The organism is Streptomyces sp. PR69, from assembly GCF_026420845.1.
Taxonomy (GTDB): domain Bacteria; phylum Actinomycetota; class Actinomycetes; order Streptomycetales; family Streptomycetaceae; genus Streptomyces.
Genome location: NZ_JAOWCB010000001.1, coordinates 91644 through 107616 on the forward strand (window position 1 = coordinate 91644; position 15973 = coordinate 107616).

11 protein-coding genes are annotated in these 15973 nt (G+C 72.6%); 7 read left to right on the top strand and 4 right to left on the bottom strand.

Features of this window, described 5'->3' with window-relative positions:
- Positions 1–194: 194 nt before the first annotated feature.
- From OF819_RS00425 to OF819_RS00440, 4 genes are all read right to left on the bottom strand, one after another.
- Positions 195–2732: a transglutaminase TgpA family protein gene (locus tag OF819_RS00425; protein ID WP_267241220.1), complete on the bottom strand. Its 2538-nt coding sequence runs from the start codon at positions 2730–2732 to the stop codon at positions 195–197.
- Between the two features lie 13 nt (positions 2733–2745).
- Positions 2746–4116 (bottom strand): DUF58 domain-containing protein, encoded by a 1371-nt coding sequence (locus OF819_RS00430; protein ID WP_267241221.1) that lies wholly within the window; start codon positions 4114–4116, stop codon positions 2746–2748.
- A complete protein-coding gene (locus tag OF819_RS00435; RefSeq protein ID WP_267241222.1) occupies positions 4116–5162 on the bottom strand; it encodes an AAA family ATPase in 1047 nt (348 codons plus the stop codon). Before OF819_RS00435 ends, OF819_RS00430 begins: the two co-directional genes overlap by 1 nt.
- Positions 5163–5432: 270 nt before the next feature.
- Positions 5433–6032, bottom strand: coding sequence for a beta-class carbonic anhydrase (locus tag OF819_RS00440; protein ID WP_267241223.1), 600 nt, complete (start codon positions 6030–6032; stop codon positions 5433–5435).
- Positions 6033–6337: 305 nt separating this feature from the next.
- Between OF819_RS00440 and rsmH the strand changes: the two genes are divergently transcribed.
- Genes rsmH through murD form a run of 7 tightly spaced genes read left to right on the top strand, consistent with a single transcriptional unit; the run spans position 6338 to position 15559 of the window.
- Positions 6338–7291 (top strand): 16S rRNA (cytosine(1402)-N(4))-methyltransferase RsmH, encoded by a 954-nt coding sequence (rsmH, locus tag OF819_RS00445; RefSeq protein WP_267241224.1) that lies wholly within the window; start codon positions 6338–6340, stop codon positions 7289–7291.
- The gene (locus OF819_RS00450) at positions 7288–7944 is read left to right on the top strand and encodes a septum formation initiator (protein ID WP_267241225.1); all 657 of its coding nucleotides are present in this window, start codon (positions 7288–7290) and stop codon (positions 7942–7944) included. Before rsmH ends, OF819_RS00450 begins: the two co-directional genes overlap by 4 nt.
- 2 nt (positions 7945–7946) lie before the next feature.
- Positions 7947–9941: a peptidoglycan D,D-transpeptidase FtsI family protein gene (locus tag OF819_RS00455; protein ID WP_267241466.1), complete on the top strand. Its 1995-nt coding sequence runs from the start codon at positions 7947–7949 to the stop codon at positions 9939–9941.
- A 16-nt stretch (positions 9942–9957) separates the two neighbouring features.
- Complete coding sequence (locus OF819_RS00460) at positions 9958–11610, top strand: UDP-N-acetylmuramoyl-L-alanyl-D-glutamate--2,6-diaminopimelate ligase (protein WP_267241226.1); 1653 nt, start codon at positions 9958–9960, stop codon at positions 11608–11610.
- A gap of 4 nt (positions 11611–11614) precedes the next feature.
- The gene (locus tag OF819_RS00465; RefSeq protein WP_267241227.1) at positions 11615–13054 is read left to right on the top strand and encodes a UDP-N-acetylmuramoyl-tripeptide--D-alanyl-D-alanine ligase; all 1440 of its coding nucleotides are present in this window, start codon (positions 11615–11617) and stop codon (positions 13052–13054) included.
- The gene (mraY, locus tag OF819_RS00470) at positions 13051–14121 is read left to right on the top strand and encodes a phospho-N-acetylmuramoyl-pentapeptide-transferase (RefSeq protein ID WP_267241228.1); all 1071 of its coding nucleotides are present in this window, start codon (positions 13051–13053) and stop codon (positions 14119–14121) included. The genes OF819_RS00465 and mraY overlap by 4 nt, the downstream gene beginning before the upstream one ends.
- Positions 14122–14131: 10 nt before the next feature.
- Entirely contained in the window at positions 14132–15559 is a 1428-nt protein-coding gene (gene murD, locus OF819_RS00475; protein WP_267241229.1) for a UDP-N-acetylmuramoyl-L-alanine--D-glutamate ligase, read from the top strand.
- Positions 15560–15973 lie beyond the last annotated feature (414 nt).

The following is a 15973-nucleotide window of genomic DNA, read 5'->3' on the forward strand; positions in this document are numbered from 1 at the left end:
GCTTGGCCGCCTTGGTGTGTGTGGCGGTGCTGGAGCCGAACCTGGGCCCGGCGGGGTGCTGCGGCGCGAAGCTGCCGCCTTCGGGGGTGCGGGGCGGCAGCCCCGCAGCCGCCTCCCCCCCGAAGGGGGGCTGGGGGCTTGCCCCCAGTTTCGGGAAGGGGAGGGGCAGGGGAAAGACCCCTCCGGCCCCCCGGTCAGCCCCGCTGGCGGGACGGGCGGCGCAGGGCCGTGGCCCAGCGGTGCGGGCGCAGCCGGTGCAGGCGCAGGTCCCAGCGGTCCGTGAGCGCCCGCCAGCGGTCCAGGAGGGACCACAGCGCGCGGACGGACGAGCGCGGCAGCAGCAGGGCCCGCAGCCGGGTCCAGCGGTCCGCGTTCTCCAGCAGTCCGGCGCGGACGCGGTGCGCGTCCTCGGCCAGGCCCGCGCCCGGCCGGGGCTCGGGAGCGTAGAGCACCTGCTCCACCGCGCTCGCCACCCGGTGCACCGCCTCCGCGGACTCCTGCTCCAGCTTGCCCATCCGGACGATGCGGGCCGCGGCCTTCCGGGGCGTCTGTGACTCATCGGGCGGAATGCCCAGGTCCCATGCGGAGTCGGTGATCTCCTGCCAGGCCGCAAGCGTGCCAGCCTTTGTCCGGGCGGTTTCGACGCCGCCGGCGTCGAGCAGCCGGCCGTCCGCGCCGTCACCCGGCCCCGAAGCGCCAAGAGGACCCAAAGCGCCTGGAACATCCGAAGCGCCCGGGGAGCCGGGACCGCCCGGTGCGGCCAGCCGCCGCGCACGGGTCCTGACCCGCCACAGCAGCGGGAGCAGCGGCAGCAGCACCGCGGCCGCGACCGCAGGCACGGCCCACAGCACAGTCCCCAGCGGGAACCCCCCGTCCGACGGCGGTGCGATCTCGGCTGGCGCGGCCGCGCCGCACTCACCGAGCCGCCGCTCGTACTCCGGGCACCGGTCGCTCTCCGTCGGCGCCGCGGAGGGCGCTGCGGAGGTGTCGGGGGCGGGCTGCGCCGGGGTGGACGGCCCGCCGGAGGGGGCCTGCTCCCGGGTGTACTCCGGGACATTGCCCCGGTCCGGAGTCGGCTCGAACCGCGTCCACCCCACACCCTCGAAGTACAGCTCGGGCCAGGCGTGCGCATCGCGCAGCCCGACCGACATCGTGCCGTCGGACTGCAGGGACCCCGGGGTGAAGCCCACCGCGACCCGCGCCGGAATCCCCAGCGTCCTCGCCATGGCCGCCATCGAGAACGAGAAGTGAACGCAGAAGCCTTCCTTCTGCTTCAGAAAGCGGCTGATCGCCGTGACGCCGGTGCCGGAGTCCACGTCGGTGTCATAGGTGAAGCCGCCGTCGGCGGCGAACCACCGCTGGAGCTTGACCGCCCGCTCATAGTCGTTCGCCGCGCCCTGTGTGACCTCCCGCGCCGTCTGCGCGACCACGTCGGGCAGCACATCGGGCACCTTCGTGTACTCGCGCTGCACCCCGGCCGGCGGCCTGGGCGCGCGTATCAGCTGCTCACGGGTCGGCTCGACGATCAGGCTGCTCACCGAGTACTGCGCGCCCTTGGTGGTCTGCCCGCGGTCGCCGACCAGCGTCCGTCCCTCGGGCTCGAACCGCCAGCGCCCGTCGATCTTCACTGACATCGCCGGATAGGGCAGCGGCAGCCAGTTCTGCCGGTAGGAGTCCGCCGCCGAGAGGTTGGTGATGACCTCGGTGACCCGTACGTCCGGGCTCAGCCCGTCCGGCTGGGGCAGCCGCCCTGGCACATCCGTGACCTTGCGCTCCGACGACTTCCAGGCCGTGCCGTCGAACTGGTCGAGGGCCACGATCCGCAGATACAGGTTCCGGGTGTTCTCCGCGTTGGTGCGATAGCGGAGGACCTCGCGGTCCTCGGGCTGATTGAGGCTGTCCTGGAGCGAGACCAGCGGATTGACCGCCGAGATGGTGCCGCCCCCGCCGATTCCGGACCCCGAGCCGCCGCCCGTGCCGAGGAGCAGCCCGCCGTCCAGCGCGGGCAGCGCCGCGGGGACGGCCAGCGCCACGCCCAGCGCGAGCGCCCCGATCCGGCGGCCGGTGCGCACCGGCGCCAGCGCACGGCCGCCGGCCGCGTCCAGCCCGGACGACATGCGCCCGCGTGCCGGGGGCGCCCCGCCGAAGACCCGGCCCCACTGGGACAGCCGCTCACGGCCCTCCGCCAGCAGCAGCACCAGGTAGCCCGCGCCTGCCAGCAGGAAGTACAGCCAGCCCGCGCTGCCGCCGGCCAGGCTCGCGGCCACCGAGTAGAGCGCGAGCAGCGGCAGCCCCGCCGGCGCCGCACTGCGAAACGTCACTGCAAGGGCGTCCACCGTGAGGCCGATCAGCAGCACTCCGCCGATCACCATCAGTCTGATGCCGTCGGTCGCCGGGGCCGGGGACGCATACCGCGCCACGTCTTCCGCGCCCGACGTCAGCAGCTCGCCGAACCTTGCCAGGGACGCGGGCGTGGGAACCAGCGCGCCGAACGCCTCCCGTCTGGTGAAGACGGCGGTCAGCAGCACCAGCGCGAGAAGCGCCTGCACCGCGATGGTCAGCGTGCGGGCCAGCGGCACGCGCCGCGCGAGCGCCCCCGCCCCGGTCACCAGCGCCAGCAGAAAGGCCGCCTGCACGATCCAGGTGGCCGGATCGACCAGCGGCAGCAGCGCGGACGCCGCCAGCAGCGTCGCCGCGTAGGCGCACAGGGCGATCCGTTCGCGACCGCTCATGACCACACCCCGCTCATGACCAACCCCCAGAGAATGCGTTCGACGGCCCGCCGGACTCGGCGCGCTGCCGCCCCGCCAGCTGCCACAGCTCGGCGAGCGAGGCCCCGGCCGGCACGGCCAGCGCGGTCCAGCCCGACTCGCGCAGCAGCCGCAGCCGCTCCTCGACCGCCCCGGCCACCGCGCCGCCGGTCAGCCATGACCCGCTGTCCAGCACAAAGGCTATGGCCGCGGCGGAACGCTGCCGCATCCGGGCGGCCAGCGCGGCCTGTTCCTCGTCCAGATCGCCGAAGAAGGCGATCAGCAGTCCTTCCCGGCCCCCGCGCAGCGCCTCGTGCGCGCGGGACAGCCCGGCCCCGTCCGAGTGGTCGGCCACCGCGAGCGTGTCCATCATCAGCCCCGCCGCGTCCGCCGACTCCTGGGACGACCCCGCGAAGCCGTCGCCGCTCTCGCCCGGCGCCGTGCTCCCGGTGTCCGTCAGCAGCCGGACGGCGAATCCGCGCCCCAGCATGTGCATCAGCGTCGAGGCTGCCCCCGACACGGCCCATTCGAACGCCGAGTCCGGGCCTGCGCCCTCATAGGCGATCCGCCGGGTGTCGAGCAGGACCGTGCACCGGGCCCGCTGCGGCTGCTCCTCGCGGCGCACCATCAGCTCCCCGTAGCGGGCGGTGGAGCGCCAGTGCACCCGGCGCAGATCGTCTCCGTGCCGGTAGGCGCGCGGAATGATGTCGTCGTCGCCCGCCAGGGCGAGGGAGCGCTGCCGCCCGTCCCCGTGCCCCGAGGCCTCGCCCGCGAGGCGCACCGGCGGCAGCGTCTCGGTCCGCGGTATCACCGTGAGCGTGTCGTACGCGCTGAAGGAGCGGGTCAGCTCGCACATCCCGAACGGGTCGCTCAGCCGCAGCTGCAGCGGCCCGAGCGGATAGCGCCCGCGCAGATCGGAGCGCACCCGGTAGGACACCTCGCGGCGGCCGCCCGCCTCCACACGGTCGAGCACGAAGCGCGGCCGGGGGCCCAGCACATACGGCACATGGTCCTGGAGCATCAGCAGCCCGGTCGGCAGCCGGGAGACATTGTCCAGCCGCAGATGCACACGCGCCTCGGAGCCCGCCGCCACCCGCGAGGGGGAGAGCCGTCTGCTGCCCGCGACCCGGTAGCGGGTGCGGTAGAGCACGGTGACGCACACGAGCGGGAGCACGGCGAGCAGCAGCCCCACCCGTACGAGATAGTCCTGGCCCAGGATGTAGGCGCACCCCGCGGCGGCCAGCCCGGCCGCCAGGAACGACCGGCCGCGGGTGGTCAGCCCGCTCAGCGCGGCCCGCACCCCGCCTGCCTCCCCGCCTCCGGCGCCGGGCCCCTCGCCCCGCGCGCCGCCCGGCACGGAGGGCATCACAGCCGCCGGCTGCCGGGCTGCTGGCCGTAGAACGACGGCTGGGCGGCCCTGGTCTGGGCGTAGGCGCCGTCCGCGCTCCCGGTCGTGGGCACGGGGACGCGCTGCAGTATCTCCAGCACGACCTGCTCGGCCGTGCGCCGGTTCAGCTGGGCCTGTGCCGTCGGCAGCAGCCGGTGGGCGAGCACCGGGGAGGCGAGCGACTGCACATCGTCCGGCAGCGCGTAGTCCCGTCCGGCGAGCGCGGCCGACGCCTTCGCCGCCCGCAGCAGATGCAGCGTCGCGCGCGGCGAGGCGCCCAGTCTGAGGTCCGGGTGACTGCGGGTGGCCGAGACCAGCTCCACCGCGTATCTGCGCACGGAGTCGGCGACATGGACCGACCGCACCGCGTCGATCAGCTTGACGATGTCATGCGCGTGCGCCACCGGCTGGAGGTCGTCCAGCGGGGAGACCGAACCATGGACGTCAAGCATCTGGAACTCGGCCTCCGCGCTCGGATAGCCGATGGAGACCCGCGCCATGAAGCGGTCGCGCTGGGCCTCGGGCAGCGGATAGGTGCCCTCCATCTCGACCGGGTTCTGCGTGGCCACCACCATGAAGGGACTGGGCAGTTCATAGGTCTGCCCGTCCACGGTGACCTGGCGCTCCTCCATCGACTCCAGCAGCGCGGACTGCGTCTTGGGCGAGGCGCGGTTGATCTCGTCGCCGATCACGATCTGGGCGAAGATCGCACCCGGCTTGAACTCGAAGTCGCCCCGCTGCTGGTCGTAGATCGACACGCCTGTGACATCGGACGGCAGCAGATCCGGAGTGAACTGGATCCGCCGCACCGAACAGTCGATGGACCGCGCCAGCGCCTTGGCCAGCATCGTCTTGCCCACGCCCGGAACGTCTTCGATGAGCAGATGCCCCTCGGCGAGGAGCACGGTCAGCGAAAGCCGTACGACCTCAGGCTTGCCCTCGATCACATCCTCGACCGACCTGCGGATCTGCTCCGCTGTGGACGTCAGATCTGTGAGGCTCGCTCGATCGTCATAGGTCGTCACCCGGCCCTCCTCGGCCCATCCCCACGCTCCTGACGAGCAGGGGCCCTTACCGGGCCGAGACGCGTCCTGCCGCCCGGCCCACCCCGACACACGGACACCCGCCCCGGAAGGTTCCCGAAGGGCATCCGCGGGGTGTCACACATGCATTCTTGTTGCCGGTAGTCCGCGCTGTCACTCGCCTGTGGATAACTCCGGGCGATTTGTCGGCGTTGCCGTGAATTCCCGCCCGCTGAGCTGGCCATTTCGCCTCGCCATGACGGCCGGGCCGGGTCACTGGGCGGGGTCGATCTCCCGCAGTGCGCCCTTGGTGACGTCGAAGACAAAGCCGCGCACATCGTCCGTGTGCAGCAGGAAGGGCGAGGTGCGCACCCGCTGCATCGACTGCCGCACATCCTGGTCGACGTCCCGGAACGACTCGACCGCCCATGTGGGCCGCTGGCCGACCTCTTCCTCCAGCTCGCTGCGGAAGTCCTCCGTGAGGGACTCCAGGCCGCAGCCGGTGTGGTGGATGAGGATGACGCTGCGCGTGCCCAGCGCCCGCTGGCTGATGGTGAGCGAGCGGATCACATCGTCCGTGACCACCCCGCCCGCGTTGCGGATGGTGTGGCAGTCGCCCAGCTCCAGGCCGAGCGCCGCGTGCAGGTCGAGCCGGGCGTCCATGCACGCGACCACGGCGACCTTCAGCACCGGCCGGGCGTCCATCCCGGGGTCCTGGAAGCCGTCGGCGTAGCGCCGGTTCGCCTCGACCAGCCGGTCGATGACCGCGGCGGAGCCCCGGCCGGCCGTGGCCTCGGAGCCGCCGGAACCCACGGGGCGGGCGGCGTCATCGGTGTGCTGCGCGGAAGCGGAAGCGGAAGCGGAAGTCGACATGGGAATGACGTTAGCGGGCACACCCCTTTAAAGCTCGCTGTGAGAGCGGACAAAGAACGTCAATGACGCTTGTTGTGAGACAGCCCACAGACGGCCGCGGACGGCCCGCAGGGGTGTACGGGGCGGGATGCGGACGGACATGGGGGGACCCTCGCGACGCGCCGCCCGATGCCCGGCCGGTTGATTGACCGCAAAGAACCGTGGACTAAAGTGACGCGCAGTTCACGGACACAACCTGCGCATCCCGCAGATTTTCCACGATTTTCCGCGAGTGCGCATGTCCGCGCCGTTCATGGAGAGGGCGCATGAGCCAGACCCGACACGTCCCGGTGATGCTCCAGCGGTGCCTGGACCTGTTGGCCCCGGCGCTGCGGCAGCCGGGCGCGGTCGTCGTCGACTGCACCCTCGGCCTCGGCGGGCACAGCGAGGCCCTGCTCAAGGCGTTCCCCGAGGCCCGGCTGATCGCCCTCGACCGGGACAAGGAGGCACTGCGGCTCTCCGGCGAGCGACTGGCCCCCTACGGCGAGCGCGCCACCCTGGTGCACGCCGTCTACGACGAGCTGCCCGAGGTGCTCGACCGGCTCGGCGTTCCGCGCGTCCAGGGCGTCCTGTTCGACCTCGGCGTCTCCTCCATGCAGCTCGACGAGGCCGACCGCGGCTTCGCCTACGCCCAGGACGCGCCGCTGGACATGCGCATGGACCAGACGGCAGGCATCAGCGCCGCCGAGGTCCTCAACACCTACCCGCCTGGCGAGCTGGTGCGGATCCTGCGCACCTACGGCGAGGAGAAGCAGGCCAAGCGCATCGTCTCCGCCGTCGTACGCGAGCGGGAGAAGGAGCCCTTCACCACCAGCGCCCGTCTGGTCCAGCTGATCCGCGATGCGCTGCCGCAGGCCGCCAAGCGCACCGGGGGCAACCCCGCCAAGCGGACCTTCCAGGCGCTGCGCATCGAGGTCAACGGCGAGCTGTCGGTGCTGGAGCGTGCCGTGCCGGGTGCCGTGGCGGCCCTGGCCGTCGGCGGGCGCATCGCCGTCCTGTCGTACCACTCGCTTGAGGACCGGCTGGTCAAGCAGGTCTTCGCGGCCGGCGCCGCCAGCACCGCGCCCGCCGGCCTGCCCGTCGTCCCGGAGCAGTACCAGCCGCGGCTGAAGCTGCTGACGCGCGGCGCGGAACTCCCCACGGAGGAGGAGGTCGCCGCCAACCGCCGCGCCGCGCCCGCCCGGCTCAGGGCGGCGCAGCGCATCCGGGAGGACATGTGAGCGGAGCGGGCAGGCAGCTGCGGGGGCGGGCCGTCCGGCTCGCCCGGCTGCTGCCGTCGGGGCCGAACACCGCGGCCCGCACCCCCTTCGTGCTGCTGGTCGTCCTTCTCCTGGGCGGCGGGCTGATCACCCTGCTGCTGCTGAACTCCGCCCTCAATCAGGGCTCGTTCGAGCTGAGCGAGCTGAAGAAGAAGACCACCGAGCTGACCGACGAACAGCAGGCCCTCCAGCGGGACGTGGACAGCCGCTCCGCGCCTGACGCGCTGGAGCGCCGGGCCCGTGAGCTGGGCATGGTGCCCGGCGGCAACCCGGCCTTCCTCGACCCGGACGGCAAGGTCAGGGGCGTCCCCCGCAAGGCTGCCGCCCCGCCCCCGGAGCCCACGCCGACGCCCAGCGCCAGCCCCGCGCCGGACCCGACGCCCGCAGCGGAGGCCACGCCCGGCGCGGAGCCGCAGCAGACCGTTCCGCCGTCCGGCGCCGCCCCGCCGTCCGGCGCCGGCCAGCAGCAGGCGAGCCCCGGCGGGCAGGCGGCCGCACCGGAGACCCCTGACACCCCCGGCACCCCCGACGCCGCCGCCGTACCGACGACCGCAAACGCCGCGACAGCCTCCGCGGCGACGTCCGCGACAAACCCCGCAACCCCCGGCAGGTGATTGTGCCGCCCCAGCAACCGCCCCGCCGCCGGGTGCCCGGCCCCACCCGCCGCCCCGCCCAGCGCCCCGCGGCCCGCAAGCCCCGCCCGGCCGCCCGCTCCGCCGCCCGCCCGCCGCGCACCATCCGCCTCGGCCGCCCGCGCCCCCGGCTGCGGCTGGTCAGCCTCGGACTGACGCTCGTCATGCTGGCGTTCACGGTGCGGCTGCTCCAGGTACAGGCCGTCGACGCCAGCGCCTACGCCGCCAGGGCCGAGAAGAATCGCTACCTCAGCCACACCCTCGCCGCCGAGCGCGGAGAGATCACCGACAGGTCCGGCATCTCGCTCGCCACCAGCGTCGACGCGCACGACATCACCGCCGACCCGAAGATGTTCACCCCCGAGGAGTCCAAGGCCCAGGACGCCCCCGAGCAGGCGGCGGCGCTCCTCGCCCCGATCCTCGACGAGGACGCGAACGTCCTCGCCAAGAAGCTCAGGACGCCCAAGTCCCGCTACACCGTGCTGGCACGCCGCCAGACCCCCCAGGTGTGGAACCAGATCAAGGACCTCAAGAGCGTCTACGCGGAGAAGGCCAGGGCCGACAAGCGCAACGGCGGCCCCGGGGCCAACGTCCTGGCGGGCGTCTTCCAGGAGGCGAGCAGCAAACGCGTCTACCCCAACGGCGACCTCGCCGCCGGGATACTGGGCTTCGTCAAGGCCGACGGCCACGGCGGCGGAGGCATCGAGTCCATGCTCGACAAGACCCTCGCCGGCCAGGACGGAAAGATCACCTACGCCCAGTCAGGCGGCCGCCGCGTCCCCACGGCCACCTCCAGCGAGACCCCCGCCGTCCCCGGCTCCGACGTCGAGCTGACCATCGACCGCGACATCCAGTGGGCCGCCCAGAAGGCCATCAGCGACCAGGTGGCCAAGTCCCGGGCCGACCGCGGCTATGTGATCGTGCAGAACACCCGTACCGGCGAGATCCTCGCCATGGCCAATGCCCCCGGGTTTGACCCCAACGACCTCTCCCGGGCCAATGCCGCCGCCCTCGGCAACGCCGCGCTCCAGGACGCGTACGAACCCGGCTCCACCGCCAAGGTGATGTCCATCGCCGCGGTCCTGGAGGAGGGCGCGGCCGCCCCGGACACCCATGTCGTCGTCCCCAACCGGCTGCACCGCGGCGACCGGCTCTTCAAGGACGACGTCGACCACCCCACCTGGTATCTCACCCTCAACGGCGTCCTGGCCAAATCCAGCAACATCGGCACCATCCTGGCCACCGGACAGCTCGGCAAGACCCAGCGGGAGGCCAACCAGGTCCTCTACTCGTATCTGCGTAAATTCGGCATCGGCTCGCCGACGGGGGTCGGCTACCCCGGAGAGACCCCGGGCATCCTCGCCAAGCCGCAGGACTGGTCCACCTCGAAGCAGTTCACCGTCCCCTTCGGCCAGGGCTTCTCCATCAACGCCCTGCAGGCCGCCTCCGTCTACTCCACCATCGCCAACGGCGGAGAGCGCATCGAGCCGACGCTCGTACGCGGGACCAAGGGGCCCGACGGGCGCTTCACCCCCGCACCCGCCCCCGAGAAGACGCGGGTGGTCAGCGAGAAGACCGCCCGCACCCTGGCGGCCATGCTGGAGTCGGTGGTGGACGACGAGGAGGGCACCGGCAACAAGGCGCAGATCCCCGGCTACCGCGTGGCCGGAAAGACCGGCACCGCCAACCGCGTCGACCCGGAACTGGGCCGGTACAAGGGCTACACCGCCTCCTTCGCCGGCTTCGCCCCCGCCGACGACCCGCGGATCACCGTCTACTGCGCCATCCAGAACCCCACCAAGGGAAGCTACTTCGGCGGTCAGATCTGCGGGCCGATCTATCAGAAGGTCATGGAGTTCGCCCTCAAGACACTCAAGGTCGCACCCACGGGCAAGGAACCCGCCCGGCTCCCGGTCACTTTCGAGCCAAGGGAAGAGCCCGGGAAAAAGCCGGAGAAAACCGCCAAGCCAGGCACGTGACTCGAAAGCGCCCCCAGTGACAACGATCACCAACGATTCCGGGAACCAATCGCACCCCCCGGTCGCCGCCGCCCCCTCTTTTTCGCCCGGACAGGGTGCGCCCGGTACGCTCACCGCCGTGCCCCACCCTGATCAGTACCGAACCGCCCCGCCCCGCCCCGCCGAGGTCAGCCCCACGCCTCTCGGCGTCCTGGCCGAGCAGCTGGGCGTCGAGTCCCCCGGCCCCGGTGAGGTCACCGGCATCACCCATGACTCACGGGCGGTACGGCCCAACGACGTGTACGCCGCGCTCCCCGGCGCCCGGTTCCACGGCGCGGACTTCGCCCCCCAGGCCGCCGACCTCGGAGCCGCGGCCATCCTGACCGACCAGGCGGGCGCCGCCCGCGCCGCCGCGACCGGCCTGCCGGTCCTGGTCGTCGGCAACCCCCGCGGGCGCATGGGCGAGCTGGCCGCCCTGATCTACGGACGCCCCGGCGACGGACTCCTCAAGATCGGCATCACCGGCACCTCGGGCAAGACCACCACCGCCTATCTCGTCGAAGGCGGCCTCAAGGCCGCGGGCCGCTCGACCGGGCTGATCGGCACGGTCGAGATGCGCATCGGCGAGGAGCGCGTCAAGTCCGAGCGAACCACCCCCGAAGCCACCGACCTGCAGGCGCTGTTCGCCGTGATGCGCGAGCGCGGCGCCGACTCGGTGGCCATGGAGGTCTCCAGCCACGCCCTGGTGCTCGGCCGGGTCGACGGCTGCGTCTTCGACGTCGCCGTCTTCAACAACCTCAGCCCCGAGCACATGGAATTCCACTCCGACATGGAGGACTACTTCCAGGCGAAGGCGCAGCTGTTCACCCCGCAGCGCAGCAAGGCGGGCGTGGTCAATTTTGACGACGAGTACGGCCGCCGGCTGATCAAGGAGGCCACCGTGCCGGTCGTCTCCTTCTCGACCGAGGGCCACCCGGACGCCGACTGGCGCGCCGAGGACGTACAGGTCGGCTCCGTCGGGTCGCGCTTCACCGCGGTCGGCCCCGGCGGCGAGCGCATCCGCGCCGAGGCCCCGCTGCCCGGCCCGTTCAATGTGGCCAACGCCCTGGCCGCCGTGGTCACCCTGGCCGTCGCGGGCATCGACCCGCAGGCCGCCGCCGACGGAGTCGCCGCGGTGCCCGGCGTCCCCGGCCGGCTGGAGCGCATCGACGAGGGGCAGCCCTACCTCGCCGTCGTCGACTACGCCCACAAGACCGACGCCGTCGAATCGGTGCTGCGCGCCCTGCGCAAGGTCACCGAGGGCAGACTGCACATCGTGCTCGGCTGCGGCGGCGACCGCGACCAGACCAAGCGCGGCCCCATGGGCGCCGCCGCCGCACGCCTCGCCGACACCGCCGTGCTCACCTCGGACAACCCCCGCTCCGAGGACCCCCTCGCGATCCTCGCGACCATGCTCGCGGGCGCCGCCGAGGTGCCGGTCCATGAACGCGGAGACGTCCTGGTCGAGGCAGACCGGGCCGCCGCCGTCGCCGCCGCCGTGGCCCGCGCCGAGCCCGGCGACACGGTGCTGGTCGCCGGCAAGGGCCATGAGCAGGGCCAGGACGTCCACGGAGTGATCAGGCCGTTCGACGACCGTCAGGTACTGCGCGAAGCCATCCGCGCCACCCTCCACCGGAAACCTCAGGGATGACCCAGTGATCGCCCTCTCCCTCGCCGAGATCGCCGAAATCGTCGGCGGGCAGCCGCATGACATACCGGACCCGGAGCCACGGATCACCGGGCCCGTCGTGATCGACTCCCGCGCCGTGGAAGCAGGCGCGCTGTTCGCCGCCTTCCAGGGCGAGCGGGTCGACGGCCACGACTACGCCGAACGCGCCGTCGCGGCCGGCGCCGCGGCCGTGCTGGCCAACCGCCCCGTCGGCGTACCCGCGATCGTCGTCGACGACGTCCAGAGAGCCCTCGGCGCACTCGCCCGCGCCGTGGTCACCCGGCTCGGCGTCGACGTCGTCGCCCTTACCGGCTCGGCCGGCAAGACCTCCACCAAGGACCTGATCGCCCAGGTCCTTCAGCGGCATGCGCCCACGGTCTTCACACCGGGCTCCCTCAACAACGAGATCGGACTGCCGCTCACCGCGCTGCGCGCCGACGAGGACACCCGGCACCTCGTGCTGGAGATGGGCGCCCGCCGCATCGGCCACATCCGCTATCTCACTTCACTGACCCCGCCGCGCATCGGCCTCGTGCTGAACGTCGGCACCGCCCACATCGGCGAGTTCGGCGGCCGCGAGCAGATCGCCCGGGCCAAGGGCGAACTCGTCGAGGCCCTGCCCGCCGCCGACGCGGGCGGCGTCGCCGTGCTCAACGCCGACGACCCGCTCGTCCGCGCCATGGCCGCCCGCACCAGCGCCCGCACCGTGCTGTTCGGAGAGGCCGACGACGCACACGTACGCGCCGAGAATGTCCGGCTCACCGAGCACGGTCAGCCCGCCTTCACGCTTCACACACCCACCGGGTGCAGTGACGTGACCATGCGGCTGTACGGTGAGCACCACGTGTCGAACGCGCTCGCCGCGGCCGCCGTCGCCCATGAGCTGGGCATGTCCGTCGACGAGATCGCGCTCGCGCTCTCCGAGGCGGGCGCCCTGTCCCGCTGGCGTATGGAGGTCACCGAGCGTCCGGACGGCGTGACGGTCGTCAACGACGCCTACAACGCGAACCCCGAGTCCATGCGTGCCGCGCTGCGTGCACTGGCCGCGATGGGCGAAGCCGCGCGGGCACGGGGAGGGCGGACGTGGGCGGTGCTCGGCCAGATGGCCGAGCTGGGCGGCGCAGCGCTCGCCGAGCACGACGCGGTCGGACGGCTCGCCGTCCGGCTCAACGTCAGCAAGCTCGTCGCGGTCGGGGGCAGGGAAGCGTCCTGGCTGCAACTGGGCGCCTATAACGAGGGTTCGTGGGGTGAGGAGTCGGTGCACGTGTCCGACGCACAGGCGGCGGTCGACCTGTTGCGCAGTGAGCTGCGGCCAGGCGACGTCGTACTGGTGAAGGCTTCCAGGTCGGCCGGGCTGGAGCGGGTCGCAGCGGCCCTGCTTGAGAACCCGGCGGCGGCCTCGGAAGGTGAGGTCGCCGGCCGATGAGGCAGATCCTCTTCTCCGGAGCCATCGGGCTCTTTCTGACACTGATCGGCACCCCGCTGCTGATCAAGCTGCTGGCGCGCAAGGGATACGGGCAGTTCATCCGGGACGACGGCCCGCGCACCCACGGCAGCAAGAAGGGCACGCCCACCATGGGCGGCATCTCCTTCATCCTGGCCACGCTCATCGCCTATGCGCTGGCCAAGGTCATCACCGGCGAGGACCCCTCGTACTCGGGTCTGCTGGTGCTGTTCCTGATGGCCGGCATGGGCCTCGTCGGCTTCCTCGACGACTACATCAAGATCGTCAAGCAGCGTTCGCTCGGCCTGCGGGCCAAGGCCAAGATGGCGGGCCAGCTGATCGTCGGCATCGCCTTCGCCGTGCTGGCGCTGCAGTTCTCGGACAAGCGGGGGCTGACGCCCGCGTCCACCAAGCTGTCGTTCATCACCGACTTCGGCTGGACCATCGGCCCGGTGCTGTTCGTGGTCTGGGCGCTGTTCATGATCCTGGCCATGTCGAACGGCGTAAACCTGACGGACGGTCTGGACGGCCTCGCGACCGGCGCGTCCGTGATGGTCTTCGGCGCGTACACCTTCATCGGGCTCTGGCAGTTCCAGGAGTCGTGCGCCAACGCCGAGACCCTGACCAACCCCAACGCCTGCTTTGAGGTGCGCGACCCGCTCGACCTCGCGGTCGTCGCCTCCGCGCTGATGGGCGCCTGCTTCGGCTTCCTGTGGTGGAACACCTCGCCCGCGAAGATCTTCATGGGCGACACCGGCTCGCTGGCCCTCGGCGGCGCGCTCGCGGGTCTGGCGATCACCTCCCGCACCGAGCTGCTGCTCGCGCTCCTCGGCGGGCTCTTCGTACTGATCACCATGTCGGTCGTCATCCAGGTCGGCTCCTTCCGGATGACCGGGAAGCGGGTCTTCCGGATGGCCCCGCTGCAGCACCACTTCGAACTCAAGGGGTGGTCGGAGGTCCTGGTCGTGGTCCGGTTCTGGATCATTCAGGGCATGTGCGTCATCGTGGGTCTGGGACTCTTCTACGCAGGCTGGGCGGCCGACAAGTGAGGGCCGAGAGGTGAGTGGGCACCACTGGCAGGGCAAGCGCGTCACCGTCGCGGGGCTCGGGGTCTCCGGGATCCCGGCGGCGAAGGTGCTGCACGGCCTGGGCGCGGTCGTCACGGTCGTCAACGACGGCGACGACGAGCGGGCCCGCGCCCAGGCCGCGGAGCTCCAGGCGGAAGGGATCTCCGTCCGCCTCGGCGACGGAGCGACCCTGCCCAAGGGCACGGAGCTGGTCGTCACCGCACCCGGCTGGAAGCCCGACAAACCGCTGTTCGCCGCGGCCGCAGAGGCGGGCGTCGAAGTGTGGGGCGATGTCGAGCTGGCGTGGCGGCTGCGCGGCCTGGACGGCAAAGAGGCAGCGCCGTGGCTCGCGGTCACCGGCACCAACGGCAAGACCACGACCGTGCGGATGCTCGCGTCGATCCTCGAAGCCGCGGGCCTGAAGACCGCGGCTGTCGGCAACATCGGCGTCTCACTGCTGGACGCGGTGCTGGGCGACGAGAAGTACGACGTACTCGCCGTGGAGCTGTCCAGCTACCAGCTCCACTGGGCGCCGTCGCTGCGCGCACACTCCGCCGCGGTGCTCAACCTCGCGCCGGACCACCTCGACTGGCACGGCTCCATGGAGGCGTACGCCGCCGACAAGGGCCGCATCTACGAGGGCAACCGGGTCGCCTGCGTCTACAACGCCGCCGACCCCGCGACCGAGGACCTGGTGCGCGCGGCCGACGTCGAGGAGGGCTGCCGGGCGATCGGCTTCACCCTCTCCGCGCCCGGGCCCTCCCAGCTCGGCGTCGTCGAAGGGCTCCTCGTCGACCGCGCCTTCGTCCCGGACCGGCAGCGGCAGGCGCAGGAGCTCGCCGAGGTCGCCGACGTCCAGCCGCCCGCCCCGCACAACATCGCCAACGCCCTGGCGGCGGCCGCCCTCGCCCGCGCCTACGGCGTCGAGCCCTCGGCCGTACGGGACGGACTGCGGGCCTTCCGCCCCGACGCGCACCGCATCGAGCATGTCGCCGAGGTCGACGGCGTCGCCTATGTCGACGACTCCAAGGCCACCAACACACACGCCGCCGAGGCGTCGCTCGCGGCGTACGAGCCGATCGTCTGGATCGCGGGCGGCCTGGCCAAGGGCGCGACCTTCGACGAACTCGTCCGGAAGTCTGCGAAGCGGCTGCGCGGCGTCGTCCTCATCGGCGCGGACCGGGAGCTGATCAGGGACGCCCTGGCGCGACACGCCCCCGAGGTCCCGGTCGTCGACCTCGACCGGACCGACACTGGGGCGATGCCGGCGGCGGTCCGCGAAGCGGCGGGGCTCGCCCGGCCGGGCGACACGGTGCTGCTGGCCCCGGCCTGTGCCTCGATGGACATGTTCGTCAACTACAACAAGCGAGGCGAGGCGTTCGCGGACGCGGTCCGCGAACTCGCCGCCGAGCGCGCCTGACGGCCCGTCCCGCACGGGCCGCCGGCCTGAGGCCGCCCGCGCGAGCACGACTGGAGGGGACAGCGACCATGCCGCCCGACGACATCGTGCGCCCCCGCCCACCCGGGGGCGCTGCCCCCGCACCCCCACAGGCTGCCCCGCAGGGCCGCGCAAAGGCCGCCGCCTTGCGTCCCCCGACCACCGGAGCGCCCACCCCCACAGCGACCGCGTCGCAGGGTGCCCCCCGTCGTGCCCTCGAAGCCCAGGCGGCCGCCGACGGCGCTGGTCCGGCTGCCTGCGCCTCGCCTCCGTCCTGGGGCGATGCCCCCGGTGCTCTGCGTGCCGGGGCTACCCGGGCGGTGTCGCCGTCGTCCGGCGAGGCAGTGCCCCCGCGCCCGTGGAGGCCCACTGCGACCGGCCGGCCCGGCGGGTCCG